The organism is Bradyrhizobium sp. SZCCHNR1002 (assembly GCF_032381435.1).
In the GTDB taxonomy this organism is placed as follows: Bacteria; Pseudomonadota; Alphaproteobacteria; order Rhizobiales; family Xanthobacteraceae; genus Bradyrhizobium; species Bradyrhizobium aeschynomenes.
In genome coordinates this window covers 2,664,923-2,687,182 of the sequence record NZ_JAUHIS010000001.1, presented here as the reverse complement: position 1 = coordinate 2,687,182, position 22,260 = coordinate 2,664,923, and the positions used below count along the sequence as shown (strand labels likewise).

25 protein-coding genes are annotated in these 22,260 nt (G+C 66.4%); 11 read left to right on the top strand and 14 right to left on the bottom strand.

The genetic code is table 11. The features are described from left to right. The first annotated feature begins 28 nt into the window (after positions 1-28). Positions 29-334 (top strand): hypothetical protein, encoded by a 306-nt coding sequence (locus QX108_RS12145; protein ID WP_315721533.1) that lies wholly within the window; start codon positions 29-31, stop codon positions 332-334. Between the two features lie 154 nt (positions 335-488). Continuing rightward, positions 489-1,610, top strand: a complete 1,122-nt coding sequence (locus QX108_RS12140; protein WP_315782133.1) for a hypothetical protein — start codon at positions 489-491, stop codon at positions 1,608-1,610. Between the two features lie 53 nt (positions 1,611-1,663). Here QX108_RS12140 and QX108_RS12135 read toward each other — a convergent pair whose 3' ends face one another. Beyond that, the gene (locus QX108_RS12135) at positions 1,664-2,182 is read right to left on the bottom strand and encodes a nucleoside deaminase (RefSeq protein ID WP_315782131.1); all 519 of its coding nucleotides are present in this window, start codon (positions 2,180-2,182) and stop codon (positions 1,664-1,666) included. A gap of 123 nt (positions 2,183-2,305) precedes the next feature. Between QX108_RS12135 and QX108_RS12130 the strand changes: the two genes are divergently transcribed. Continuing rightward, entirely contained in the window at positions 2,306-3,268 is a 963-nt protein-coding gene (locus tag QX108_RS12130) for a cation diffusion facilitator family transporter (RefSeq protein WP_315782272.1), read from the top strand. Positions 3,269-3,436: 168 nt separating this feature from the next. Here the strand turns inward: QX108_RS12130 and QX108_RS12125 are convergent, their stop codons facing one another. Together QX108_RS12125 and QX108_RS12120 are read right to left on the bottom strand one after the other, a co-directional pair. Next, on the bottom strand, positions 3,437-4,573 hold the full coding sequence (locus QX108_RS12125; protein WP_315782129.1) for an MFS transporter: 1,137 nt from the start codon (positions 4,571-4,573) through the stop codon (positions 3,437-3,439). 31 nt (positions 4,574-4,604) lie between these two features. Then, positions 4,605-5,378 carry a DeoR/GlpR family DNA-binding transcription regulator gene (locus QX108_RS12120; RefSeq protein WP_315782127.1) on the bottom strand — a complete coding sequence of 258 codons (774 nt, stop codon included), beginning with the start codon at positions 5,376-5,378 and terminating at the stop codon, positions 4,605-4,607. Positions 5,379-5,502: 124 nt separating this feature from the next. Here QX108_RS12120 and QX108_RS12115 point away from each other — a divergent pair, with 124 nt between their 5' ends. Together QX108_RS12115 and QX108_RS12110 are read left to right on the top strand one after the other, a co-directional pair. Beyond that, positions 5,503-6,432 (top strand): 2-dehydro-3-deoxygalactonokinase, encoded by a 930-nt coding sequence (locus tag QX108_RS12115; protein WP_315782270.1) that lies wholly within the window; start codon positions 5,503-5,505, stop codon positions 6,430-6,432. Then, on the top strand, positions 6,432-7,070 hold the full coding sequence (locus tag QX108_RS12110) for a 2-dehydro-3-deoxy-6-phosphogalactonate aldolase (RefSeq protein WP_315782126.1): 639 nt from the start codon (positions 6,432-6,434) through the stop codon (positions 7,068-7,070). The genes QX108_RS12115 and QX108_RS12110 overlap by 1 nt, the downstream gene beginning before the upstream one ends. A 104-nt stretch (positions 7,071-7,174) precedes the next feature. On the opposite strand, the gene QX108_RS12105 is transcribed toward QX108_RS12110, so the two are convergent. Next, positions 7,175-9,829 (bottom strand): flavin-containing monooxygenase, encoded by a 2,655-nt coding sequence (locus tag QX108_RS12105; RefSeq protein WP_315782125.1) that lies wholly within the window; start codon positions 9,827-9,829, stop codon positions 7,175-7,177. 289 nt (positions 9,830-10,118) lie between these two features. On the opposite strand from QX108_RS12105, the gene serA reads away from it, so the two are divergent. Then, positions 10,119-11,366: a phosphoglycerate dehydrogenase gene (gene serA, locus QX108_RS12100; protein ID WP_315782124.1), complete on the top strand. Its 1,248-nt coding sequence runs from the start codon at positions 10,119-10,121 to the stop codon at positions 11,364-11,366. 19 nt (positions 11,367-11,385) lie between these two features. After that, positions 11,386-11,865: a TOBE domain-containing protein gene (locus tag QX108_RS12095; RefSeq protein ID WP_172181545.1), complete on the top strand. Its 480-nt coding sequence runs from the start codon at positions 11,386-11,388 to the stop codon at positions 11,863-11,865. On the opposite strand, the gene QX108_RS12090 is transcribed toward QX108_RS12095, so the two are convergent. From QX108_RS12090 to QX108_RS12055, 8 genes are all read right to left on the bottom strand, one after another. Beyond that, positions 11,774-12,196 (bottom strand): winged helix-turn-helix domain-containing protein, encoded by a 423-nt coding sequence (locus tag QX108_RS12090; protein ID WP_172133463.1) that lies wholly within the window; start codon positions 12,194-12,196, stop codon positions 11,774-11,776. The genes QX108_RS12095 and QX108_RS12090 overlap by 92 nt on opposite strands. 36 nt (positions 12,197-12,232) lie before the next feature. Next, positions 12,233-12,784, bottom strand: a complete 552-nt coding sequence (locus QX108_RS12085) for a DUF2478 domain-containing protein (protein ID WP_315782122.1) — start codon at positions 12,782-12,784, stop codon at positions 12,233-12,235. Positions 12,785-12,795: 11 nt separating this feature from the next. Next, positions 12,796-13,659 (bottom strand): xanthine dehydrogenase, encoded by an 864-nt coding sequence (locus QX108_RS12080; RefSeq protein ID WP_315782120.1) that lies wholly within the window; start codon positions 13,657-13,659, stop codon positions 12,796-12,798. 207 nt (positions 13,660-13,866) lie between these two features. Next, complete coding sequence (gene modC, locus QX108_RS12075; RefSeq protein WP_315782118.1) at positions 13,867-14,961, bottom strand: molybdenum ABC transporter ATP-binding protein; 1,095 nt, start codon at positions 14,959-14,961, stop codon at positions 13,867-13,869. Next, positions 14,958-15,647, bottom strand: coding sequence for a molybdate ABC transporter permease subunit (gene modB, locus QX108_RS12070; protein WP_172133467.1), 690 nt, complete (start codon positions 15,645-15,647; stop codon positions 14,958-14,960). Before modB ends, modC begins: the two co-directional genes overlap by 4 nt. Before the next feature lie 24 nt (positions 15,648-15,671). Further along, positions 15,672-16,439, bottom strand: coding sequence for a molybdate ABC transporter substrate-binding protein (modA, locus tag QX108_RS12065; RefSeq protein WP_315782115.1), 768 nt, complete (start codon positions 16,437-16,439; stop codon positions 15,672-15,674). Positions 16,440-16,700: 261 nt separating this feature from the next. Beyond that, positions 16,701-18,323, bottom strand: a complete 1,623-nt coding sequence (locus QX108_RS12060; protein WP_315782113.1) for an amidase family protein — start codon at positions 18,321-18,323, stop codon at positions 16,701-16,703. 22 nt (positions 18,324-18,345) lie between these two features. Continuing rightward, positions 18,346-19,764 (bottom strand): M20 family metallopeptidase, encoded by a 1,419-nt coding sequence (locus tag QX108_RS12055; protein WP_315782111.1) that lies wholly within the window; start codon positions 19,762-19,764, stop codon positions 18,346-18,348. Between the two features lie 296 nt (positions 19,765-20,060). Between QX108_RS12055 and QX108_RS12050 the strand changes: the two genes are divergently transcribed. Continuing rightward, positions 20,061-20,306, top strand: coding sequence for a hypothetical protein (locus tag QX108_RS12050; RefSeq protein WP_315782109.1), 246 nt, complete (start codon positions 20,061-20,063; stop codon positions 20,304-20,306). 6 nt (positions 20,307-20,312) lie between these two features. Here the strand turns inward: QX108_RS12050 and QX108_RS12045 are convergent, their stop codons facing one another. Beyond that, a complete protein-coding gene (locus QX108_RS12045; protein WP_315721516.1) occupies positions 20,313-20,501 on the bottom strand; it encodes a hypothetical protein in 189 nt (62 codons plus the stop codon). Between the two features lie 52 nt (positions 20,502-20,553). Then, entirely contained in the window at positions 20,554-20,709 is a 156-nt protein-coding gene (locus QX108_RS12040) for a hypothetical protein (RefSeq protein ID WP_315717764.1), read from the bottom strand. Positions 20,710-20,827: 118 nt separating this feature from the next. Here QX108_RS12040 and QX108_RS12035 point away from each other — a divergent pair, with 118 nt between their 5' ends. The 3 genes from QX108_RS12035 to QX108_RS12025 all read left to right on the top strand — a co-directional run bounded on the left by QX108_RS12035 (position 20,828) and on the right by QX108_RS12025 (position 22,226). Further along, positions 20,828-21,406 (top strand): cytochrome c oxidase subunit 3 family protein, encoded by a 579-nt coding sequence (locus QX108_RS12035; protein WP_315721515.1) that lies wholly within the window; start codon positions 20,828-20,830, stop codon positions 21,404-21,406. Between the two features lie 3 nt (positions 21,407-21,409). Then, positions 21,410-21,673 (top strand): cytochrome C oxidase subunit IV family protein, encoded by a 264-nt coding sequence (locus QX108_RS12030; RefSeq protein WP_315721514.1) that lies wholly within the window; start codon positions 21,410-21,412, stop codon positions 21,671-21,673. A gap of 100 nt (positions 21,674-21,773) precedes the next feature. Beyond that, positions 21,774-22,226: a c-type cytochrome gene (locus QX108_RS12025; RefSeq protein ID WP_172112231.1), complete on the top strand. Its 453-nt coding sequence runs from the start codon at positions 21,774-21,776 to the stop codon at positions 22,224-22,226. Positions 22,227-22,260 lie beyond the last annotated feature (34 nt).

Here is a 22,260-nt window from a genome sequence, read left to right as displayed (position 1 = left end):
AATCTGTGCTCAACGCTTGCTCAGCGAAATGTCCCGCGTCGCCGAGGATTGCCGTGCGATCCCGGTTGCAGAACGGTTGTGCTGCAATTTCCTGATCTCCACTCACATGTGGCAGTTCTGCGACAGTCCGCCGGAAATTCTCAGGCCGCAGCAGCATGCCCGTTGGATGAGCAGCGTCATGTCATCCTCGCCCGGGATGGTGTTCTCGCGGCTCGCGTGCTCGCGAAACACGCTCGAGATCGCAATCCGGCGTTCGGAAAAACTTCAGCAATGTGAAGCGGCAAGATCGCCTGCTGCGCCGGTGCCGCCCGCGGCCAATCGTCCCATGTTTTGAGACTGCTGCGCCACCGCAGCTTGGGCAATGCGGCCGAACCTTGATCAAACCGCGAGCAAGGCCTGGAGAAAGTTGAGGCTTCTCGCCCCGAGGCAACGGCGCAACTGTGCATGCAAGTCGGGGAATCGGCGCTTGTTAATTGGGGGTGATTGAGATGTCGTTCTACAAAACCATCGCGGCTGCCATCGCACTCGGCGCGGCAGCGCTTACGTCGGTCGGCTCCGCCGGCGCGGCTGATCTGCCTGCCAAGGCGATCGCGAAGAAGGCTCCGGCCGAGGTGCCGTTCTTCCTCGTCGTCGACAATCGCGTCAGCTACTCCTACATCTTCAACGCGGTTCAGCCGGGCGCGTGGAGCGTGAAGCCCAACGGCGGCTTCGACCCGAACACGGCCAAGCAGGTCTACTCGTTCACCCATTTCGACGTGTGGGGCTACGGCACCAACTTCTTCACCATCTCGCTGTTCAAGTCTGACCACAACGACCCGGCCGGGCCGTGCACGCAGACGGGCGGCATCGTCTCGCCCAACGCCGGCTTCGCGTTCACGCCGGCGAGCTGCGCCGGTGCGACCGAGATCTATGGTCTGTTCCGCTCGACCTTCGGCTGGAACCAGATCTTCAACACCAAGGCCTTTACCATGGGCCCGCTACAGAACATCTCGTTCGAGGTGGGCATGGATGCCAACACCGAGAACCGCTATTTCGGCGCTGCCAAGCGTGACGTGGTCGCCGGTCTGCAATTCGCGTTCAACCTGCCCTACAAGGGCTATTTCAACGTCGCTCCGTTGATGTACTGGGAGTTCGCCAACCACAACTCGTTCTCGCAGTGCGGTGCCGGATGGTCGAACCCTTGCATCGCCGATGGCAACACCTCGTTCAAGCCGACCTGGGCGGTCGAGACCAACTACTACATGGATCTCGGCTTCCTGCCGGAGAGCATGCAGTTCTTCTCGATCTCGGGCCGTGCCGGCTGGTACGGCAAGAAGGGCACCGACACCGAGCCGCTCCCGGCTAGCGTCGCGAACGGCGTCTATCCGACCAAGATCGAATTCAACTCCGAGCCGATCCGTCTGACCTTCGATGCGTCGAAGGCGATGTGGGGGGAGAAGCACAGCCACATGATCGACGTCTGGGTGGCCTATCGCTACTGGCAGAACAAATTCGGCCTGGACCACAACAACGCGGTCGGCTGCTCCGTGGCTGGTGCCGGCGGTACCCGCGTGAGCACCGGGGCGTGCACCGAATCCTCGCTGTATTCGGGCGTGACGGTGAAGTTCTAAGGGAGCACCGGTCGCACGGGCGCTGCAGCTTCGGCTGCGGCGCCCGTTGCTGTTCATTTGTCCCAGACGCCGACATGCAACGCGGCGGCCTCGTCTTCCAGTAGCGGACCGATGACCTCGGTCGGGCGCTGGCCACCGGCGAAGACGTTGCGGCAGGGCAGGTCCAGGGTCGGGTTTTCCGGATGGTTGCCGGTGAAGCGGCGCAACCGCCCTTCGCTGAGGCCGTAGACGACGCGGCCGATGCCGGCCCAGTAGATGGCACCCGCGCACATCGCACATGGTTCGGCCGACGAATACAGCGTCGCCGTCGCCCTGATCTCCGGAGCAATCGTCGTGCAGGCCTGCGTCGCGACCAATCGCTCTGCATGCGCCGTGGCATCGCGTGTCGGCATGTAGCCGTTCTCGGCCTCGATCAGCACTTGGCCATCGGCGCCGACGAGGATGGCGCCAAAGGGATGATTGCCGTGCGACAGCGAGCGGAGCGCGACGGAGAAGCTGTGGCGCAGGAAACGCGCGTCACGCGCATCCGGGTCGCCGACATTGCTCTCCTCTGAGGAGCTCGTGCCGCTCACCGTGATCTCCACTGCTCGTTTGCTCTTTCGCAATTCTGAGCCCTTCGGGTCTGCCCCGCAAGGGAACCGATACGCTCAGCCGGCGTTGCCCGGCGCATCGAGGAGAGAGAAATGGCGGGTTCGATGGCGGCGAGCACGGATTCCAGGATTGCCGTCTACGCCGCCCTCGTCGGAAATCTGCTGGTCGCCTGCACCAAGATCGCCGCGGCGCTCTGGACAGGAAGTTCGGCGATGATGAGCGAGGCGATCCACTCGGTCGTCGACACCTTCAATGAGCTTCTGCTCCTCTACGGCATGCATCGTGCGACCCGTCCGCCGGACCGACGGCATCCGCTGGGTTACGGTCGTGAGCTGTACTTCTGGAGCTTCATCGTCGCGCTGCTGCTGTTTGCGCTGGGCGCTGGCGTGTCGCTCTATGAAGGCGTTGCGCATCTGATGCATCCGCTGCCCATCGAAGATCCGACCGTGAACTACATCGTGCTCGGCCTGTCATTCGTGTTCGAAGCCGGCTCCTGGTGGGTCGCGGTCCGACGCTTCCGCGCAGCCGCCCCGGAGCTCAGTTATGTCGAGGCGTTCCGGCGCAGCAAGGATCCGCCGGCGTTCATGGTCGTGTTCGAGGACACTGCCGCGCTGATTGGTATCCTGATCGCTGCTGCCGCCACTTCAGCTGCGGTCGCATTCGACGAGCCGTCGTGGGACGGCATCGGCTCGATCCTGATCGGGCTCCTGCTCGCGGTGACCTCGATGGTGCTCGCGCGGGAGAGCAAGAGCCTCCTCATCGGCGAGCCTGCGGACCCGGAGCTCGACCGTTCGGTTCTCGAGATCGCGCGACGAGCAAGCGCAGTCCGTGCCGCCAATGGCCTGCTCACGGTGCAACTGTCGCCGCAGCAGGTCGTGGTCGCGCTGAGCCTCGAATTCGCCGACGATCTGCGCGCTGACGACATCGAGCGTGCGGTCGTTGCGATCGAGGCCGAGCTGCGCGCCCGCCATCCGATGATCGTGACGCTGTTCGTCAAGCCGCAGACCGGCGCTCGCTATCAGCAAATCCGCGAACGCCGGCTGCAGGGTGGGGCGGCCCCTGCCTAGGCTTCCAGTCCGTCGCCGGTGATGCGGCATCAAAGCGCCTCAGCGATAGACGACATCGCTTCGTGCAGAGGAGAGCCGCACAAGCATGCCGATCTGGTAGATCGCCGAAGGCGCGACCAGAACGTAGACCATGCGGGAGATCGGCGAGGAACACCGGGTGGCTCTTTCCTATCGCGGCGACCTCGCCACCAGAGGCGCGCTCGCCAGCACGATGACGAGCAGCGCGGCAAGGATCCAGAATGCGGTCGGCAGGCTGGTGGCGGCAGCGACGAAGCCGATTCCGGCAGGTCCGAGCAGCACGCCGGAATAACCGGCCGTCGTCACGGCGGCGACAGCCAGGCCGACCGGCATCGCGGTCTGTGCGCCGGCTCTCCGGAACAGCACCGGCACCAGGTTGGAGGCGCCGAGCCCGATGAGGGCGAAGCCGGTCATGGCGGCGAGAATCGAGGGAACGGCGAGCAGGGACGCAAAGCCGGCGATCGCGATGGCGCTGCCCCACAGCAAGGTGGCGCGATCGCCGATCCGCGCCACGACGGCATCGCCGACCAGGCGGCCGGCGGTCATTGCGATCGAGAACATGATGTAGCCCAGCCCGGCCTGAGCAGCGGGCAGGCGGCCGGAGCTGGTCAGCAGCAGGGCGCTCCAATCGAGCATCGCGCCTTCGACCAGGAACATGATCGCCGCGAGGGCGGCGAGCAGCAGCACCGCGCCATGCGGGAGCACGAGCATGGGGCCGGACTGCTCCGGCTTGCTCGCCAGCAGCCGTGGGGCCGCGACGATCATTGCAGCCAAAGCGAGCGCGCAGCACACCAGCGTGCCGAGCAGCGGCGCGACGTCCAGCGCAAGCAGGGCGGTCATCACGCCGGAGCCCGCAAAGCCGCCGATGCTGAATTGGGCGTGGAAGCCGGACATCAGCGGTCGCTCGCTGTGCCGCTCGACCTCGATCGCCTGAATGTTCACGGCCACATCGAGCGAGCCGAGCGCGGCACCGAAGACCAGCAGCGCGAGCGCGAGCGTGACCGGCGTCGCCGCAACCGTCAGCGGGGGCAGCAGCATGCTGAGAGCGAGGCCGCTGACGATCACCACCGGCTTACTGCCATAGCGGGCGCTCAGAAGACCGGCCGCGAGCATCGAAGCCACCGAGCCGACCCCGAGCGAGAGCAGCAGCAGCCCGAGCGTCGCGTCATCGACGCCGAGCCGTTGCTTGGCGAACGGCACCAGCGGCGCCCAGCAGGCAATGCCGAAGCCAGCGACGAAGAAGGCGAGGCGTGTCGCAATCCGCGACGCGCGATGGTCGAAGGTCATGTGAGAAATTCCTGATACTCTGAAAGCGCCGTCATTCCGGCGGGGCAGCCGTCGCGATGGTGGCTCCTGCCCGTCGGAGCAAAGCGAGCCGGGCCGCCGGCGCATCGTGTTCGACGGTGATCTGGCTGATCGACTTGGCGCTGGCGATTCGATGAGGCGCGCGTGTTTCGAGCTTCTCGTTCGTGACCATCGCGACACTGATGCGGCTCAACGACAGCAGCGTCCGCTTGAAGGCCGCGTCCGTGGGATCGACCGCGCTGATGCCGCCCTGCGCCGAGACGGCACAGGCGCCGATGAAGCAGCGGTCGATGTTGAAGCGCTGCACCTGGATGAGGGCGTCCGTGTCGACGCAGCCGCCGACTGCGGCGTGAACGGAGCCGCCGATCACGATCAGGCGCAGATCCTGGCGGTGCAGCACGGCTGCCGCGATGTCGATTCCGTTGGTGGCGATGGTGAGATCGAAGTCATCGGGCAGACGTTCGACCAGCGCAAGATTGGTGCTGCCGCTGTCGAGAAAGAGAAACTCCCCGCGCGCAATGTTGCGGGCAGCGGTCCTGGCGAGCGCCAGCTTGCGCTCCCGATCTTGGCCGATCCGCGCCGCCATCGGAACGACGCCGCCGGCCATGGGCAACGCGCCGCCGTACACCCGACGGCAGCGTCCTTCGGCGGCAAGCGCCCGCAGATCGCGCCGGATCGCATCCTCGGAGACGCCGAATTCAGTCGCGAGGGCCGCGGCGATGACGGCCTGCCCTGCGGAGAGGCGGCCGGCGATTTGGTCGCGGCGGGCCAGTGGAAGCTCTGACATGCGGCTTCCGTACCATGCATAAACAAGAGAAACAACGTGCATAAACGTGCATCATCAGTTTATTGTTTCCGCGGACCGCCGGGCATGCCATTGCGGAGCGGATCGAACTGTCCGGGAGCAGGATGTGACCACCGCCGCTTCGTCAGCAACGCCGGCCTTTGTTGCCGTCGACTGGGGAACTTCCAGCTTTCGCGCCTGGCTCATGGCCGCCGACGGAACGGAGCTTGCCGAGACCCGCGGCAGCGAAGGCATGCTGCATTGTGCGACGTCGGGCTTCGCGCCGGTTCTGCATGATCATCTCGGCAAGCTCCGTGCACCGGCCGAACTGCCCGTGCTGATCTGCGGAATGGCTGGGGCACGGCAGGGCTGGATCGAGGCGCCGTATCTGCACACCCCGACACGGCTCGACGCCCTCCACGCCGGTGCCATCCGCGTCGAGACGGAGGGCGATGTCAGGATCCTGCCCGGACTGGCTCAGGCGCGTGCCGATCGGCCCGACGTCATGCGCGGCGAGGAGACTCAGTTGCTCGGCGTCACCGAGCCGGACTTCTCCGGCACAGTCTGCATTCCCGGTACCCACAGCAAATGGATCCGGATCGAGTCCGGCGCCGTGGTCGAGTTCGCCACCTACATGACCGGCGAGTTGTTCGCCGTGATCTCGCAGCATAGCATCCTGATGCATGCGGTGGAGCCGAATGCCAGCTCGGAGGGCGGAGCCGCGTTTCGGGCGGGGCTCGAAACGGCGTTAGCGGCCCCGACGAGCTTGACCAACGCGCTGTTCCGGTTGCGTGCTGCCCAGCTCCTTGGATTCGAGCAGCGTGCCGAGGGCGCGGCTCGCTTGTCCGGCCTTTTGATCGGCAGCGAAATCGTGGATGCCCGCGCGCGCTTCGGCGCGGATCGCCCGGTCCGGCTGATCGGAGCGGGCCGACTCGGCCGCCTCTATCGTGAGGCCCTCGCCGCAAGTGGCTTCGATGTGAGTGAATGCGATGCCGAGCAGGCGTCGCGCCGCGGCCTGATCAAGGCGGCGCGGCAGATCTGGGGAGCGCGTTTCTGATGACACAGTCGGTTGCCTGGCCGCCCGTCAAGCGGTCGCTCGTTGCGATCCTGCGCGGCATCAAACCCGAAGAGGCCGAAGCGATCGTCGAGGTCCTGATCGAAGCCGGCTTCGAGATGATCGAGGTTCCGCTCAACTCGCCGGACCCGTTCGTGTCGATCTCGCGCCTGGCCGCCCGGTTCGGCAATGATTGCCTGATCGGGGCCGGGACCGTCGTCAATGCGCCGGATTGCGTGCGCGTCGCCGAGGCCGGCGGGCGCCTGATGGTCAGCCCCAACGTCGATGCCGAAGTGCTGGCGACGGCGCAAGCCTATGACATGGTGACCATGCCCGGCGTGCTCACGCCGACCGAAGCGTTCCTGGCATTGCGCTGCGGCGCCTCGGCCCTGAAGTATTTTCCGGCATCCGTGCTCGGCCCGTCCGGAATTTCGGCACAGCTGGCCGTGCTGCCGAAGGGCGTCGTGGTCGGCGCCGTCGGCGGCGTGTCGGACAAGAACCTCGCGACCTACGTGGCCGCCGGCGTGCGCGCCTTCGGCCTCGGCTCGAGCCTGTACAAGCCGGGCATGACGGCGAGCGATGTGCGCGAGACCGCATGGGCCTCGGTGAACGCCTATGACGCGGCGATGGCCCTGTATTAGCCGCGCCCGCCGCGAACTGCGTTCGTCCGCCGCAATCTCACCATCGCGGCCCGCAGATCTGCGGGCCGTTCCGATATCGATCAATCGGCCGCGGCCGCCGCTGGTCAGCTCGCCGCGGCGTTGATCTCCGGCGCGCTGCTTTCTTCCCCCGACTGCGTGAACGCCTGTAGCGCCTCCGCCATCTGCACGCGGCCGCCGACGCCCGTGATGACGACGTCCACCATCGTGAGCGATGAATGGAAGTGGCCGCGGGCCTTGAGCTGTCCGACCGGCACGCCAGCCGCCGCGAGCGCTTCCGCATAGGCGGCACCCTCGTCGCGCAGCGGATCGAACTCGCAGGTGACAATGTAGGCCGGCGGCAGGCCCTGCAGCTTGCCACGCAGCGGCGAGACGCGCGGATCGGTGCGGTCGGCCGGCGAGCAGTAGATGTCCCAGAACCAGTACATCAGCCCGCGTGTCAGGAAATAGCCGGCCGCATTCTCGGTGTAGGATGGCCGATCGAAGCTGCAATCGGTGACGGGGCACACCAGCAGCTGGCCGCCGATGACCGGACCGCCGCGGTCGCGCGCCAGCTGGCAGGCGACGGCGGCGATATTGCCGCCAGCGCTCCAGCCGGCGACCAGCACCGGGCCATCGCGGCCGCCGAGCTCCGCAGCATGCTCGGCGATCCAGCGCGTCGCCGCGTAGCCGTCCTCGGCTGCAGCAGGAAAGCGATGCTCCGGCGCATGGCGATAGCCGACGCTGACGAAGATCATGTTGGAGCGGCGGCACATGTCCCGGCAGAACGGATCATCCGACTGCTCATCGCCGAGCACCCAGCCGCCGCCATGGAAATACACGACGATCGGATGCGGGCCGGGCGTGGCCGGACGATACAGCCGGTAGGCGAGGGGGCCCTCGGCGCCCTGCAGCGTGCCGTCCTTCACCTCGCCGACGGGGCGTCCCGGCGGCCTTGCCGCATTGAACTGCGTCACGAATTCGCGGGCGCCCGTCGCGCCCATCGATTCGATCGGCGGCAGGTTCATCTCGGCGAGCATGTTCAGCACCAGCCGGACATCCGGCTGCAGCTTCACGATCTCGCCGTCGTTGCACTGGGTCGCGCCGTTCGGGCCGGTCAGCCTGAAGCCGAGCATGCCGCGGCTGACGATCTCGTTGCAGATGCCGCGATAGGGACCGACGCCGCCCGTATACGGCATCAGCGCCTGCGGCTTGCCGGGCACGTTGGCGCCTGTGTACCAGGTGTTGGCGAGCCGATGCAGCGTCACGGTGGCGCAGTCCGCCATGTGACGCGACCAGCCTGCCTGTGCGGTCTCCGTCGGCTCGATGGTCGTGAAGCCCGCGTTGCGCATCTCCGCGAGGCGATCGACCACGAAGTCGACATGCTGCTCGATCGACACCGCCATGTTCGACAGCACCGATGGGCTGCCGGGACCGGTGATCAGGAACAGATTGGGAAAGCCTGCGACGGTCAATCCGAGATAAGTCTCCGGCCCATTCGCCCAACTATCGTCGAGCGACTTGCCGCCGCGCCCCTTGATCGGATGCACCGCGCGGATCGCGCCGGTCATGGCATCGAAGCCGGTCGCGAACACGATGACGTCGATGTCGAAGCTGCGCTTGTCGGTCTTGATGCCGTTGCCGGTGATCGACGTGATCGGCTCCTTGCGCAGATTGACCAGGGTGACGTTCGGGCGGTTGAACGTCGCATAGTAGTTGGTATCCAGGCATGGACGCTTGGCGCCGAACGGATGATCATGGGGCGTGAGCGCCTCGGCCGTCTCGGGGTCCTTGACGATCTCGCGGATCTTCTCGCGGATGAGATCGGCGAGCAGCGCATTGCCGTCGGCATCGACGCCCTGGTCGGCCCACAGCTGGGTCAGCATGCCGACGAGATCGCCGGAGGCCCACATCTTCTCGAAGCGCTCGCGGCGCTCGGCCTCGCTCAGTGCCCAGCTGAATTCGGTCGCTGGTGGGATCGGCACGCCGGCCATCGACCAGCGCGCCTGCTCGCGCAGACCGGCGCGATCCTGTGCGAGCTGCGCGGCACGATCCGCCGGCGGCGGGCCGTTGTGCGCGGGGAGCGCGAAGTTCGGCGTGCGCTGGAACACCGTCAGCTGCGATGCCTGCTCGGCAATGATCGGGATCGACTGGATGCCGGACGAGCCGGTGCCGATCACCGCGACGCGCTTGCCGCGGAGGTCGACGCCGTCATGCGGCCAGCGGCTGGTGAAGTAGATCTCGCCCTTGAAGTCGTTGATGCCGTCGATCTCCGGCGGCTTCGGCTGCGACAGGCAGCCGGTCGCCATGATGTAATGGCGGCAGGACACGGCTGAGCCGTTGTCGGTCGTGAGCAGCCAGCGCTCCCTGGCCTCATCCCAGGAGGCGCCGAGGACGCGGGTGCCGAAGCGGATGTCGCGACGCAGATCATAGCGATCGGCCACGAAGCCGAGATAGCGCAGGATCTCCGGCTGGGTGGCGTATTTCTCCGACCACTGCCAGGCGGCCTCGAGCTCGGGATCGAAGGTGTAGCTGTAGTCGACGGTCTGGATGTCGCAGCGCGCGCCAGGATAGCGGTTCCAGTACCAGGTGCCGCCGACATCGTTGGCCGAGTCCAACGCGACGGTCGAGAAGCCCGCCTTGCGCAGCCGATGCAGCAGATACAACCCCGCAAATCCGGCGCCGACGACGGCGACGTCGACCGTCTGGGCTTCGCCGTGAGTCGCCTCCTGCTCGCGTGCCTCGACCATTCCGTCTGACATGCTGACCTCCCGATGATTTTGTGATTGCCGGAAAGGCTAGCTCTGCTCGCGGGGTTTGTCAGCACACAAAACAACGATCTGCGGTTGTTGCGGCGCAAGAGGCCGGGTGAATCCGGTATGCCAGGCGCTGATTTTGCATTGCCGCTGAAAATGCCGCTGCGGAGTGGACAAGACTCTGAGAAAGCGACAGAAAGCGATCCTGCCGCGCCGCATTCACCAAGTTTCAACGCATCGCGACTGTAACAACCGCTACACTACGCCACACCCACGATTGATTCAGGCCAGGCCCATGCCGCTCTCGCTGCCCAAGCAAAAGATCCGTGTTCTGCTCCTGGAGGGCGTGAACGACTCGGCCGTCCGCATGTTCGAGGCCAACGGCTATACCGAGGTCGAACGGCTGCCCAAGGCGCTCGGCTCGGCGGAGCTGAAGCGGATGCTGTCCGGCGTGCACATGCTCGGCATTCGCTCGCGGACGCATTTGACCGAGGAAGTGCTGCAGGCGGCGGACCGGCTGATGGCCGTCGGCTGCTTCTCGGTCGGCACCAATCAGGTCGATCTCGACGCGGCGCGGCGGCTCGGCATTCCCGTCTTCAACGCGCCCTATTCGAACACGCGCAGCGTCGCCGAGCTGACCATCGCCGAGGTCGTGATGCTGATGCGGCGGATATTCCCGCGCTCGGTGTCGGCGCATGCCGGCGGCTGGGACAAGTCGGCCAATGGCAGCCGCGAGGTGCGCGGCAAGACGCTCGGCATCGTCGGCTACGGCAATATCGGCTCGCAGCTGTCGAACCTCGCCGAGACCATGGGGATGCGGGTGATCTTCTTCGATCTCACCGACAAGCTGCGGCATGGCAACACCGAGCCGGTCGAGAGCCTCGAAGAGCTCCTGGCGATGAGCGACGTCGTCTCGCTGCACGTGCCGGAGACGCCGGCGACGGCGAACATGATCGGCGAGCGCCAGATCCGTCACATGAAGGACGGGGCTTATCTGATCAACAATTCGCGCGGCACGGTGGTCGACATCGACGCGCTGGCCAGCGCGCTGCGTGACGGCAAGCTCGCCGGTGCTGCGGTGGACGTGTTTCCGGTCGAGCCGGCGTCGAATGCCGATCCGTTCGTGTCGCCGCTGCAGGGCCTGCCCAACGTGATCCTGACCCCGCATGTCGGCGGCTCCACCGAGGAGGCGCAGGACCGCATCGGCGGGGAGGTCGCGCGCAAGCTGATCGATTATTCCGACGTCGGCTCGACCTTCGGCGCGGTCAACTTTCCGCAGGTGCAATTGCCGGCGCGCCCGACCGGCACGCGCTTCATCCACGTCCACCGCAACGTTCCCGGCGTGCTGCGCCAGGTCAACGAGGCGGTGGCGCGGCACAACATCAACATCCTCGCGCAATATCTGCAGACTGATCCGGAGGTCGGCTACGTCGTGCTCGAGACCGACGTGGTCGGCGGCGAGGGCGAGGAGCTGCTGTCGGAGCTGCGCGCGGTGGAGGGCACCATCCGGGTGCGCGTGCTGTACGACCACGACCGGCCGTGAGCGCGGAGAGCTGACGCCGATGAGCGCTCAGTCCACATCCTCGCCAGACTCAGCCGTCGTGCTCAGCACCACCGTTCCGGCGCGGGTGCTGCGGCATGATCCGCAATATGGCATGTCGACGTTGTTCTTCGCCGACGGCGAGCTGCGTGTGCCGATGGTCGATGCCGCTGTCGACGCCGGCGTCTCCGTGACCATCGAGGCCCGCGACGTGTCGATCGCGCTGTCGCGGCCGATGGATGTGTCGATCACCAACCGGCTGCCCGGCCGGATCGAGGAGATCCTGCCGCTCGATCCGCCCTATGTTCGCGTGACGTTCGATCTCGGTGCGACGAAGCTGCACGCCTTGGTCACGCTGGAGTCCGTCGAGCGGCTGGCGCTGGAGCCGGATTTGTCGGCCTGGGCGATGATCAAGAGCGTTGCGATCGGACCCGGCGCGGTTCGGCCTTCGGAGCTGCCTCGGCCGCGCCGCTGGCCCGCTTCTGATAGCGGGGATCCGTAGCCTTCTGCAGCTCGGCGAGCGCCGCAGCGGTGGCCGTGCGGGTGCGTCGCTCCATCGAGCGATACAGCGCGATCAGCCGCTCGCCGAACGGCGTGATCTCGGCCCCGCCGCCCCGCCGTCCCGGATGAGTCTCGAACACCGGCGTTTCGAAGGTGCGGTTGAGCGCATCGACCATCAGCCAGCACTTGCGATAGGAGATGCCGCTTGCGCGCGCCGCGCCCAGGATCGAACGCTCCTTGCGGATGAACTCGATCAACTGCAGATCCTCGGGCGACAGGCTGCCGCCATTGCTGAAGGTGATGGTCAGTTCGATCTGCGCTGCGCGCTTCATGTCCGTCCGATCTGGCGTCACATGACTCTGATCATGTCATACGCATGCCCGCGATGTCATGACCCGACGAGACCAGTCCGTCAACCAGGCGGCGCGCCGCGCGATTTCGGCTGGCACGTACTCAGCCAACCCGCCGGTATAATTTTGCCACTCACTCATCATCGCCGGCGAGACCGCGGTGATGACCGGAAGCCCGGCGGAGATCGCCGCGCCGAATGCGTCGGCGAGACCGCTGCCCGCCGCTTCCTGTTTGCCGAACTTGCTGAGAATGACGACGTCGGTGCCGCGCGCGATCGACTGCTCGACCGCGGCGCAGGCGAGCACGAGGCCTTCCGGATCGAGGTGGCAGGCCTGCGATCCCGGGCCGAGATCCTGCGAGATCGAGAACACGCTGCCATCGTCGAGGCTGCGCAGCATCATGGCCTTGCACGGCCTCGTCTTGTCGACGCTGCTCTCGATCACGCCGGAGACGCGCAGCCCCATGCCTGCGAGCCGCTTGGCAAGCTCGTCGAGCAGATCCTGGATCACACTGGACGCGGCGCCCTGCAGCGCCACGATCTGACGCGTCCCGACCTCAGCGACATCCATGGCAGTCCTCCTCACACATTGGCGGAGACGCGGCCCGCCTTCCGACCGGTTTGCATGATCTCGTGGACAGCCGAGACGACGCTCGCGGCGATCGACCGCCCGCGCTCGTCCATGCCGGTCCAGGCGGCGTGGCGACCGCGTGGATCGATCTCCAGCAGCTTGACGTTGGCCGGCACGCGCAGACCGTCGCGCGCGATGCCGCGCAGTGCGCCATCGAGCGGCGCCAGCACCGGCGCGCCGCCGAGCGAGCCGAGCTGCAGTCCCTTGTAGACGCGGGTGCCGATGTCGAGCGGCGTATGCCAGACGGCGTCCTGATCGGAATAGACGAAGCGCTCGCGGCCGGCGCCGCCGAGCGCGCGCGCCTTCCCGTCCGCGTCGCGCGTGGTGCCGCGCGCCACGATCGCGCCTGTCTCGCAAGGATGCGTCTCGATCGCGATGTCGCAATTGTGCCCGACCGCAAAGCGTGGCCCGATGCCGACCGCGATGCCGGCGACGCCGCGCAGATCCGGCGTGGCCAGATGCTTCTGCATCCGCGCGTCGACGATGACCGCGGGATAGCGGAACGCGATGATGTCGGTGAGATGCATCCCGGTGACGGCGACCTGGTCGGGCTCGCGATGAATGCGCACGACGTCCGCGATGTCCTCGGCCCGGCAGCCGATCACGCCGTCGATGTCGCACGCCTCACCGTAGAGGACGTCGTGAAACGCCATTCCGCGTCGGATCACCGGCGGAAAGGCGTCATGGCAGAGAACGAGCGCGAAGCGCACCTGGCTGAGCTTTGCCGCGATCGCCGAGGCGATCTCGTTGGTGCCCAGCACCAGCGCGAGCGGCTTGGGCGCGTTCGGATGCCAGGTGACGGCGGCGGCTTTCATGCGGATGACCTCGTGTTGCGAGATCGAATGAGCAAGCCGCGGGCCAGATCGTCATGCGCCGATCAACTTGTTCATTGCATTGAGGAAAAGCAAACGGGCATCGGCTCGTCTGCTTCTTAGCTATATTGTTTAGGATATAACATTAAATGCTATATTGTCGCTTATACAACATGGCGCGACGGCGCGGAGGGTGGCGGCGTGTGCCGATCAGGCGATGGGCTCTTCGCGCCGAACCAGCGCGACGCCCTTGACCTGGGCGTAGACGGCAAGCCCCGCCCGCAGGCCGAGCTCGTTCCACGAGCGTTGGGTGACCCGCGACAGCAACCGCGCGCCCTGGCCGTCCTCGCCGAGGCCGAGCAGGGCGGTGACGCGGTGGTCCGACTGGCTGCGGATTTCCAGGATCTTCGCGCGCAGCACGTTGACGATGGTGCTGCGGCTCGGCGTTTCCACGGCGAGGCTGACGTCATCGGCCAGCACGCGCAGGCGGCGGCGTGTTCCGGGCGCGAGCGGCTCGGCCGGCAGCACGAAATGCCCGCCCGGCACCGCAAGCGTCACCATGCCGTCGATGGCGTCGTGCTTCAGAACGGTGGCATCGAGACTCACCGCAGCATCGCGCGAGAGCGCGAGCGGCAGTGTCAGGTCGGCCTGGAGCACGGACAGCGGGCCCGAAGCCAGGACGCTGCCGTTGCGCATCAGCACCAGCTGATCGGCGAGCCGCTCGACCTCGGCGATATCGTGGCTGATGTAGAGGATCGGCAGGTCGAGCGCGGCGTGGAGCCGCTCCAGATAGGGCAGGATCTCGTCCTTGGTCATCTGGTCGAGCGCGGACAGCGGCTCGTCCATCAGCAGCAGCTTCGGCTGGCTGAGCAGAGCGCGGCCGATCGCCACGCGCTGCCGCTCGCCGCCGGACAGATGGCGCGGCGAGCGCTCCAGCAGCTTGGCAATGCCCAGCAGCGACACGACCTCATCGAAGCCGATGGCGGTGGGGCCGGTCGGGCCGGGATGCCCGTACATCAGGTTGCGACGGACGGAGAGATGCGGAAACAGATTGGCTTCCTGAAAGACGTAGCCGATCGGGCGCTGGTGCACTGGGCGGAAGGTCTTCTCGTCCTGCCAGACGTCGCCGGCGACCGAGCATCGTCCGTCCAGGCGGTTGAGGCCGGCGATGCTGCGCATGACGGCGGTCTTGCCGCAGCCGGATGGGCCGAAGATCGCGGTGACGCCGCGCGCCGGCACCTCGAACCGCGCGTTCAGCTCGAAGCGCCCGAGCGTCCCGTGGAAGTCGACCTTGACGGTGCTCATGACGCGCGTCGCGTCATCTTCTTCTCGATCAGCATCATCGTCAGAATGACGCCGAACGAGAACACGACCATGCCGAGCGCCAGCACCGAGGCTTCGGTCCATTGCGAGGTCTCGACGTAGTCGTAGATCGCGACCGACAGCACCTTCGTCCTGCCGGGAATGTTGCCGCCGATCATCAGCACGACGCCGAACTCTCCGACGGTGTGGGCAAAGCCGAGGATTGCGCCGGTGAGGAAACCGGGGCTCGCCAGCGGGACGGCGATCGTCCAGAACGCGCGCCATGGCGAGGCGCGCAGCGTGGCGGCTGCTTCCAGGGGCTTCTCGCCCATCGCTTCGAAGGCGTTGCGGATCGGCTGCACGACAAACGGCATCGAGAACAGCACCGAGCCGATCACGAGGCCCGGAAAAGTGAAGGCCAGGGTGCGCGCGCCCCACAAGGAAGCGAGCGCCCCGCCCGGACCGCTCGGGCCGAGCGCGACCAGCAGGTAGAAGCCGAGCACGGTCGGCGGAAGCACCAGCGGAATCGCCACCAGCGCTGCGACCGCCTCCTTCCACCACGCCTGCGACCGCGCCAGCCACCATGCGATCGGTGTTCCCAAGATCATCAGAATGACGGTCGTGATCGCCGCCAATTCGAGGGTCAGGCTGACCGGTTGCCAGATGTCGGCTGGGACGTGCAGGTTCATTCCTGGAGGTTCGTCGATAAGGGCTCAGCTGCCGGATTTCGGATCCAGAGCATAGCCGAACTTCTCGATGATCGCACGGGCTTCCGGAGTCCTGAGAAAGGTCAAGAACGCGGTCGCCGCCTCGTTGCCGGCGGATGGCTTCAGCAGCACGGCATCCTGACGGATCTCGCTGTAGAGGGTCTGCGGCACCAGCCAGCGCGAGCCGCCCGCATTCGGCATCAGCTGCGACAGCGCGACGAAGCCGACCTCGGCATTGCCGGTATCGACGAACTGGAACGCCTGCGAGATCGTGTTGCCCTGGACGATCTTGGGCTGGATCGTCTCATAGAGCTTGAGCGCCTTCAGCGTCTCGATCGCGGCGGCGCCATAGGGCGCGGCCGTGGGATTGGCGATCGACAGCTTGTTGAACGCGTTCCCCTTCAGCGTTTCCTCGCCTTTCACCGCGTTCGGGTCCTTGCTCCACAGCACGAGCTTGCCGATCGCATAGGTGAAGCGGCTCTCGGCGACGCCGAGGCCCTCGTCGACAAGCTTCTTCGGCCGTTCGTCGTCGGCGGAGAGCAGGATCGCGAACGGCGCGTTCTCCTTGATCTGGGTGTAGAACTGCCCGGACGAGCCGAAGCTCAGCACCAGCTCGTGGCCCGTCTTGGCCTTGAACAGGCCCGCGATCTCCTTGGCCGGCTCGGTGAAATTGGCGGCGACGGCGATGTTGGCGCTGCCGGCAAAGGCGTTCGCGCCGGTCAAGAGGGCAACGACGGCGCAGAGGGCGGCGGTAGCGAAGCGCATCGATCTCATCACAATTGTCCCTTTGTATTCACCGAACCTGGGTCGTGTCGGTGAATTGCAAGTCCCGTTCCGTCGCACCGGGCGGATCCGATGCCATGCTATATCCATTCGTATATATCAGAATAGACAGCTCGGCCGGTTCCCGTCAACACGAGGGCTGCCTCGTGCCGGCGCGATGCGCGTCAATGTTCGGGTTTCGACAATGGATGCGGGCGCCGTGTCGCAAACACGACCGGCCCGGGGATCACGATCCCCGGGCCCTTGGCAGGACTAGGCCATCCGGTCCCAGAGCTGCCGCACCAGCATGCCCGCGCGCTTCTCGATTGCCGCAGCGGCATCGAGGGCGAGATCCTCGCGATAGCGGCCGGCGATCAGCTGCACGCCGATCGGCTGGCCATTGTCGACCGTGACCGGCACCACCGCGCCGGGCAGACCGAGCACGTTGATCGCCGAGATGAAGCGGATCTCGTTGAAGAAGATCTCGCGCACGCGCTCCGGGCTGACGGTGTCGTCGCGCGGACCGGGCGTCGGCTTCACCGTGGTCGGTGCCAGGACCACCGGATAGTCCTCGAAGAACATCTGCCAGGCCCGGATATGAGTCGAGCGTTGCGCCGTCGCATTCATCCAGCCTGCGAGGTCGAGGATCTCGGCCTTGGCCCGCATCCCGCCCCACGCCTTGTGGAAGTCTTCCGAGGTGACGGCCAGCATCTTGGCCTCCTGCATCACCACCACCTCGGTGGTGATGACGTCGCACCAGGTCTGCCAGACACCGGAGATGTCGGGGACCTCGACCTCGCTGACCCGGTAGCCGGCGCGCTCCAGATGATCCGCGGCCTGCCGGAGCGCGGCCTGCACCGACGGATCGACGTCCATGTCATCAGGGATCTTGGCGAGCGCGACCTTGATCGGCCGCTTCGGCTTCTCGCCCTCGAGCGGGGCCGGCACCCACCACGGATCGCGCGGATCGCGCTGGCTCATCACCTCCAGCGCCAGCCTGACGTCGGCGACGCTGCGCGCCAGCGGGCCCTGCGACGACATCAGATGCGCCAGCATCGGCCGTTCGGTCGCGGCGCTTTCATTATAGGCTGGGATACGCCCCTGCGTCGGCTTGATCGTGACCACGCCGTTGCAATGCGCCGGCCAGCGCAGCGAGCCGCCGATGTCGTTGCCATGCGCGATGGTGCCGATGCCGGCGGCGACAGCAGCTCCGGCGCCGCCCGAGGAGCCGCCGCAGGTGATCTCTGGATCCCACGGATTGAGCGTCAGGCCATGCAGCGGATTGTCGGTGAAGCCGCGAAACGAGAATTCCGGCGTGTTGGTGAGGCCGAGTACGATCGCGCCGGCCGTCTTGAGGTTGCGCACGATCGGCGCGTCGGAGGGCGCAATGATGCCCATCTGCGCTGGAACGCCGTTCGGATTTGGCCGCCCCTCGTAGTCGACGTTCTCCTTGATCGTGACCGGCACGCCGTGCAGCAGGCCGCTCTTGTCGCGCGCCTTGTCGGCCGCACGCGCAGCCTTCAGGGCGTCTTCCGACAGATCCACGACGACCGCATTGAGCTTCGGGTTGACCTCGTGCATCCGCGCGATGTGCGCCTCGGTCACCTCGACCGAGGAGACGGCGCCGGAGCGGATCGCGGCGGCGGTGTCGACCGCCGACCACTGCCAGACCGGCCCCTTCGGCAGCCGTGGTTTCGGCGCGGCGGCCTTCGCCGGCGGTTTGGGTGATGTCTTGGTCTTGGTCTTGGTCGTGGTCTTGGCCTTGGCCGCAGGCTTCGTCTTCGCCGCAGGCTTCGTCTTGGCCGCAGGCTTCGTCTTGGCCGCGGCGCGCGCGGCCGCGCGTTTCGGCGCCGGCCGGGCGGTCTTCGCCGCCGGCTTCTTTGCTGTCTTTGCCATGTTATTCCCCCCAGTTCTGGTTTCAGGCCACCGACATCGTCAGCGGCGGCTCGACATCGGCAGGCAGCGGGCTGACATAGGGCGTGCGCGTCGTCCGCTTCGTGAGATCGGCCTTGGCGGCGGCGATCAGAGCGGGCTCATTGAGCGCCTTGATGCCGAGCCCGGCCATGGCCTTGGCGGCCTGCACCATCGCCTTGTGGGCGGCCGGCGTCTTGCCTTGCGCGACCACCTGCCAGGTGTGGAACGGCGTGCCGATCGCCACCGTTGGCGCGTGCACCTGCACGGTGGGCACCACCCAGCTGACGTCGCCGACATCGGTCGAGCCGATCTGCGGATTGCGCTTCGTGTTGAGCGGCACGAGGAAGTCGGCGAGTGGCTTGTCGGCCGGCTCCATGCCGATGCTGTAATAGACCGACTCGATGTCCTTGTCGGTCAAGGTCGCCTGGATCTGCCCGGCGAAGTCGCGGTCGCTGTCGTCGAAATGCGGCGGACCGAGCTCCTGCATGACCTCGTACAGCGCCTCTTCGAGCGGCGTGTTCGGCAGGATGTTGGAGACCGCGGAGATGATCTTCATCTCGACCTTGGTCTCGGTCATCATCGCCGCGCCCTGTGCGATCTTGTGGACGCGCCCGACCAGCTCGTTCATGCCGGGCAGGTCACGGGCGCGGATCGAATAGCGCACGCGCGCATGTGCCTGCACGACGTTGGGAGCGATGCCGCCGGTGTCGAGCAGCGCGTAGTGCACGCGAGCGTCGCTCGGCATGTGCTCGCGCATGTAGTTGACGCCGACATTCATCAGCTCCACCGCGTCGAGCGCGCTGCGGCCGAGATGCGGCGAGGCTGCCGCATGCGAGGTGCGCCCGGTGAAGATGAAGTCCGCCCGTGTATTGGCGAGCGACGGCGTCATCACCACCTCCCAGAAGCTCGACGGATGCCAGGTGATGGCAATGTCGGCATCCGCGAACGCGCCCGACCGCACCATGAACGCCTTCGCCGCTCCACCTTCCTCGGCGGGGCAGCCATAATAACGGACGCGGCCCGGAACCTTGTTGGCTGCCAGCCAGTCCTTCACGGCGGTGGCCGCAAGCAGCGCGGCGGAGCCGAGCAGATTGTGGCCGCAGCCGTGCCCATGGCCTCCGGTCTCGATCGGACGATGCTCGGCGACTCCCGCCTCCTGGCTGAGCCCGGGCAGGGCGTCGTATTCGCCCATGAAGGCGATGACCGGACCGCCCTCGCCCCATTCGCCCATCAGCGCGGTCGGAATACCCGCCACCTTTTCGGTGATGCGAAAACCCTGGTGCTTCAGCTCGGCGAGATGTTCGGCAGACGAGCGGGCCTCGGTGTAGCAGACCTCGGGCATGCTCCACACTCGGTCGCTGAGCTCAATGAAACGGGTCTTGATCGCGTCGACGCCGCGCCAGATCTCGCTGCGGTTGTCCATCTCCGGTCTTGTCCTCTTTAGCCGATAGGAAGCCGGTATGGTTATCAGCTAAGTTCCCGGACGCCTAGCGATCCGCCGCGAGAGCAGCCATGCGGCACGCGCCAACGCGCGGACGAGCGCGTCATCCCGTGAGCAGATGATGCCGCGATTGGATGCAGCGCGATGCTTTCGGCAGCGCAGCGTGACGAAGCGGGCGCGGCGTTCCCACATTTCGGAACTGCCGCTGTGCGCCGTTACCGCAACCGTCCAGGAACGATCGTGACCGCTTCCTGTTCTCGTGGCAGGAGTCGACCGCCATGCGTGCAGGACCGATCGCCGTCATCGTTGCATTGCTGCTGATTCTCGCAGCCGCCAGCGTATTCGCCTATCAGGGAATGACCCTGCCCGGCGATCCGATGCCGACCGAGGGCTGGATCGCACTCACGCTCGGCGTGGTGTTTTCGCTCATCGTGGGGATCGGGCTGATGGTGCTGTTGTTCTACAGCAGCCGCAAGGGATACGACGAGCCCGCCCATTTCCGGGCCGACGATCGTCCCGAGTGAGACCGCTCACGCCGGCTGCGGCGGATGCTCCGTGCGCGGGTGACGGTCGTGCAGCAGCTTCGCCAGCTCATGCCGCAGGTCGTCGTGACCGCGCATCGCAGTCTCGAACAGCGCCTCCTGGATGTCGCGTGGCATGTCGCCCCACACGCTGATTGCGGCGTTCCCGAGCAGCTCTGCGAATCGGTTGTCGTCCATGCCGCACCTCCGAACGATCTGACGCCCGAGGCCGGCAAAGGTTCCAGGCCGACTATTGCGTGGTGAACAGGACGACCGCGATCGCAACGGAGAGCGCAATCGCGGACACGGTCCCCGTGGTCGACAGCACGCCCATGCGCCGCAGCGCTGCCGCAAACACGATGATGATCGGGGTGGCGGTGACGAGGCCGAGCTGCGCTTCGGTCATGGACGTGCTCCTGATGGCGCCGATCCCGTAGCGCGTCCCGGCGCCGCGCTGTTTGTGCGCCGACAAAGAGCATGTCTGCTGCCCCGATTAGCTTTGCCGCATCTGATCGGAGATGACCGTGTCGGCACTCGCATATGAACCGGAAACGACGGAGCGCTGGGGCCTGCTCGACGGGCTGCCGGGCGACCCCATGATGTGGGTCCTGATCCTCAGCGAGCTTGTTGCCTTCGGGCTGCTGCTCGGCGCCTTCGTCGTGGCGCGAACGGTCAATCCAGTCGTGTTTGCGGCCGGGCAGGCCATGCTGGACGGCCCTCTCGCGGCATTGAACACGATCGTGCTGGTCACGAGCGGGTGGGCTGCGGCGCGCGGGGCGGCCGCGGCCAGAGGCGCGTCACCCGCTGTCGCACGGCGCTGGATCGCGCTGACGGTCCTGCTCGGCGCGGCCTTCATTGCCGTCAAGCTGACCGAGTATGGCGTGGAGATCGCAGCCGGCGCCGGTCTCGAGACGTCTCCGTTCTTCACGCTCTATTTTCTGCTCACGGGCTTCCATCTGCTCCACGTCGTGCTCGGGATGATCATTCTCGGAATCGTCGGTCGTCATGCCTCGCCCAACGGTGTCGAAACCGGGACGGCGTTCTGGCACATGGTCGATCTGGTCTGGATCGTGATGTTCCCGATCCTCTATCTGGTGGGATGAGCCATGGTCCGCGATCGCCTCACGCTCGCTTGGCTCACCCTGCTGAGCCTCGCCATCGCCACGCTCGCGGCCTCGCTGCTGCTGCCGAACCGCTGGCTGGCCGATGCGCTGGTGCTCTCGCTGGCATTAGCCAAGGGCAGGGTGATCGTGCTGGATTTTCTCGGCCTGCGCCATGCGCCCGCGCTGTGGCGCGGCCTGCTCACATCCTGGCTTGTGGGTCTGGTTACGTTCGCCGGGCTCGCGGTGGCGCTCCGCGCGCTGGTCTGACGGGCGATCGCCGTGCTGCTTGCGCCGCGACAAAGAGAGCCCCGGCGGTGTCGTTAGATTGCTTTCACCATCGATCTTCACCAACCGGAAAGGACGTGTCATGGCGGAACGCCTGACCAAGTCGGCCGCACGGAACGTCTTCTACGGCGGTTCGGCCTTCTTCTTCGCGATCTTCCTCGGGCTGACCGCGCACAGCCACTACTACATGGTCACGACCTCGACCAACGCCACCACGCTCTCGGACGGCGTCGCGCGCGGCAAGCATGTCTGGGAGAAGAACTCCTGCATCAACTGCCATACGCTGCTCGGCGAGGGTGCCTACTTTGCGCCGGAGGTCGGCAATGTCTGGGACCGCTGGGGCGGCAGGCAGGACCCCGCCGCCGCGCGCGAGATGCTGAAATCCTGGATGCAGTCGCAGCCCTCGGGCGCGCCCGGCCGGAGGCAGATGCCGCAGTTCAATCTCTCCGACCAGGAGCTCAACGACCTCGCCGACTTCCTGCAATGGACCGACACGATCAAGCGCCAGGATTGGCCACCGAACAAGGCCGGCTGAGCCGGCATCCCGCCCTTCACCATGAGAGAGATTC

Bases quoted from the DNA above. Each gene is read 5' to 3' on its own strand.
- QX108_RS12145 (WP_315721533.1), top strand. From the start codon at position 29: ATGTCCCGCGTCGCCGAGGATTGCCGTGCGATCCCGGTTGCAGAACGG.
- QX108_RS12140 (WP_315782133.1), top strand. From the start codon at position 489: ATGTCGTTCTACAAAACCATCGCGGCTGCCATCGCACTCGGCGCGGCA.
- QX108_RS12130 (WP_315782272.1), top strand. From the start codon at position 2,306: ATGGCGGCGAGCACGGATTCCAGGATTGCCGTCTACGCCGCCCTCGTC.
- QX108_RS12125 (WP_315782129.1), bottom strand. From the start codon at position 4,573: ATGACCTTCGACCATCGCGCGTCGCGGATTGCGACACGCCTCGCCTTC.
- QX108_RS12120 (WP_315782127.1), bottom strand. From the start codon at position 5,378: ATGTCAGAGCTTCCACTGGCCCGCCGCGACCAAATCGCCGGCCGCCTC.
- QX108_RS12110 (WP_315782126.1), top strand. From the start codon at position 6,432: ATGACACAGTCGGTTGCCTGGCCGCCCGTCAAGCGGTCGCTCGTTGCG.
- QX108_RS12105 (WP_315782125.1), bottom strand. From the start codon at position 9,829: ATGTCAGACGGAATGGTCGAGGCACGCGAGCAGGAGGCGACTCACGGC.
- serA (WP_315782124.1), top strand. From the start codon at position 10,119: ATGCCGCTCTCGCTGCCCAAGCAAAAGATCCGTGTTCTGCTCCTGGAG.
- QX108_RS12095 (WP_172181545.1), top strand. From the start codon at position 11,386: ATGAGCGCTCAGTCCACATCCTCGCCAGACTCAGCCGTCGTGCTCAGC.
- QX108_RS12090 (WP_172133463.1), bottom strand. From the start codon at position 12,196: ATGAAGCGCGCAGCGCAGATCGAACTGACCATCACCTTCAGCAATGGC.
- QX108_RS12085 (WP_315782122.1), bottom strand. From the start codon at position 12,784: ATGGATGTCGCTGAGGTCGGGACGCGTCAGATCGTGGCGCTGCAGGGC.
- QX108_RS12080 (WP_315782120.1), bottom strand. From the start codon at position 13,659: ATGAAAGCCGCCGCCGTCACCTGGCATCCGAACGCGCCCAAGCCGCTC.
- modC (WP_315782118.1), bottom strand. From the start codon at position 14,961: ATGAGCACCGTCAAGGTCGACTTCCACGGGACGCTCGGGCGCTTCGAG.
- modB (WP_172133467.1), bottom strand. From the start codon at position 15,647: ATGAACCTGCACGTCCCAGCCGACATCTGGCAACCGGTCAGCCTGACC.
- modA (WP_315782115.1), bottom strand. From the start codon at position 16,439: ATGAGATCGATGCGCTTCGCTACCGCCGCCCTCTGCGCCGTCGTTGCC.
- QX108_RS12060 (WP_315782113.1), bottom strand. From the start codon at position 18,323: ATGGCAAAGACAGCAAAGAAGCCGGCGGCGAAGACCGCCCGGCCGGCG.
- QX108_RS12055 (WP_315782111.1), bottom strand. From the start codon at position 19,764: ATGGACAACCGCAGCGAGATCTGGCGCGGCGTCGACGCGATCAAGACC.
- QX108_RS12050 (WP_315782109.1), top strand. From the start codon at position 20,061: ATGCGTGCAGGACCGATCGCCGTCATCGTTGCATTGCTGCTGATTCTC.
- QX108_RS12045 (WP_315721516.1), bottom strand. From the start codon at position 20,501: ATGGACGACAACCGATTCGCAGAGCTGCTCGGGAACGCCGCAATCAGC.
- QX108_RS12040 (WP_315717764.1), bottom strand. From the start codon at position 20,709: ATGACCGAAGCGCAGCTCGGCCTCGTCACCGCCACCCCGATCATCATC.
- QX108_RS12030 (WP_315721514.1), top strand. From the start codon at position 21,410: ATGGTCCGCGATCGCCTCACGCTCGCTTGGCTCACCCTGCTGAGCCTC.
- QX108_RS12025 (WP_172112231.1), top strand. From the start codon at position 21,774: ATGGCGGAACGCCTGACCAAGTCGGCCGCACGGAACGTCTTCTACGGC.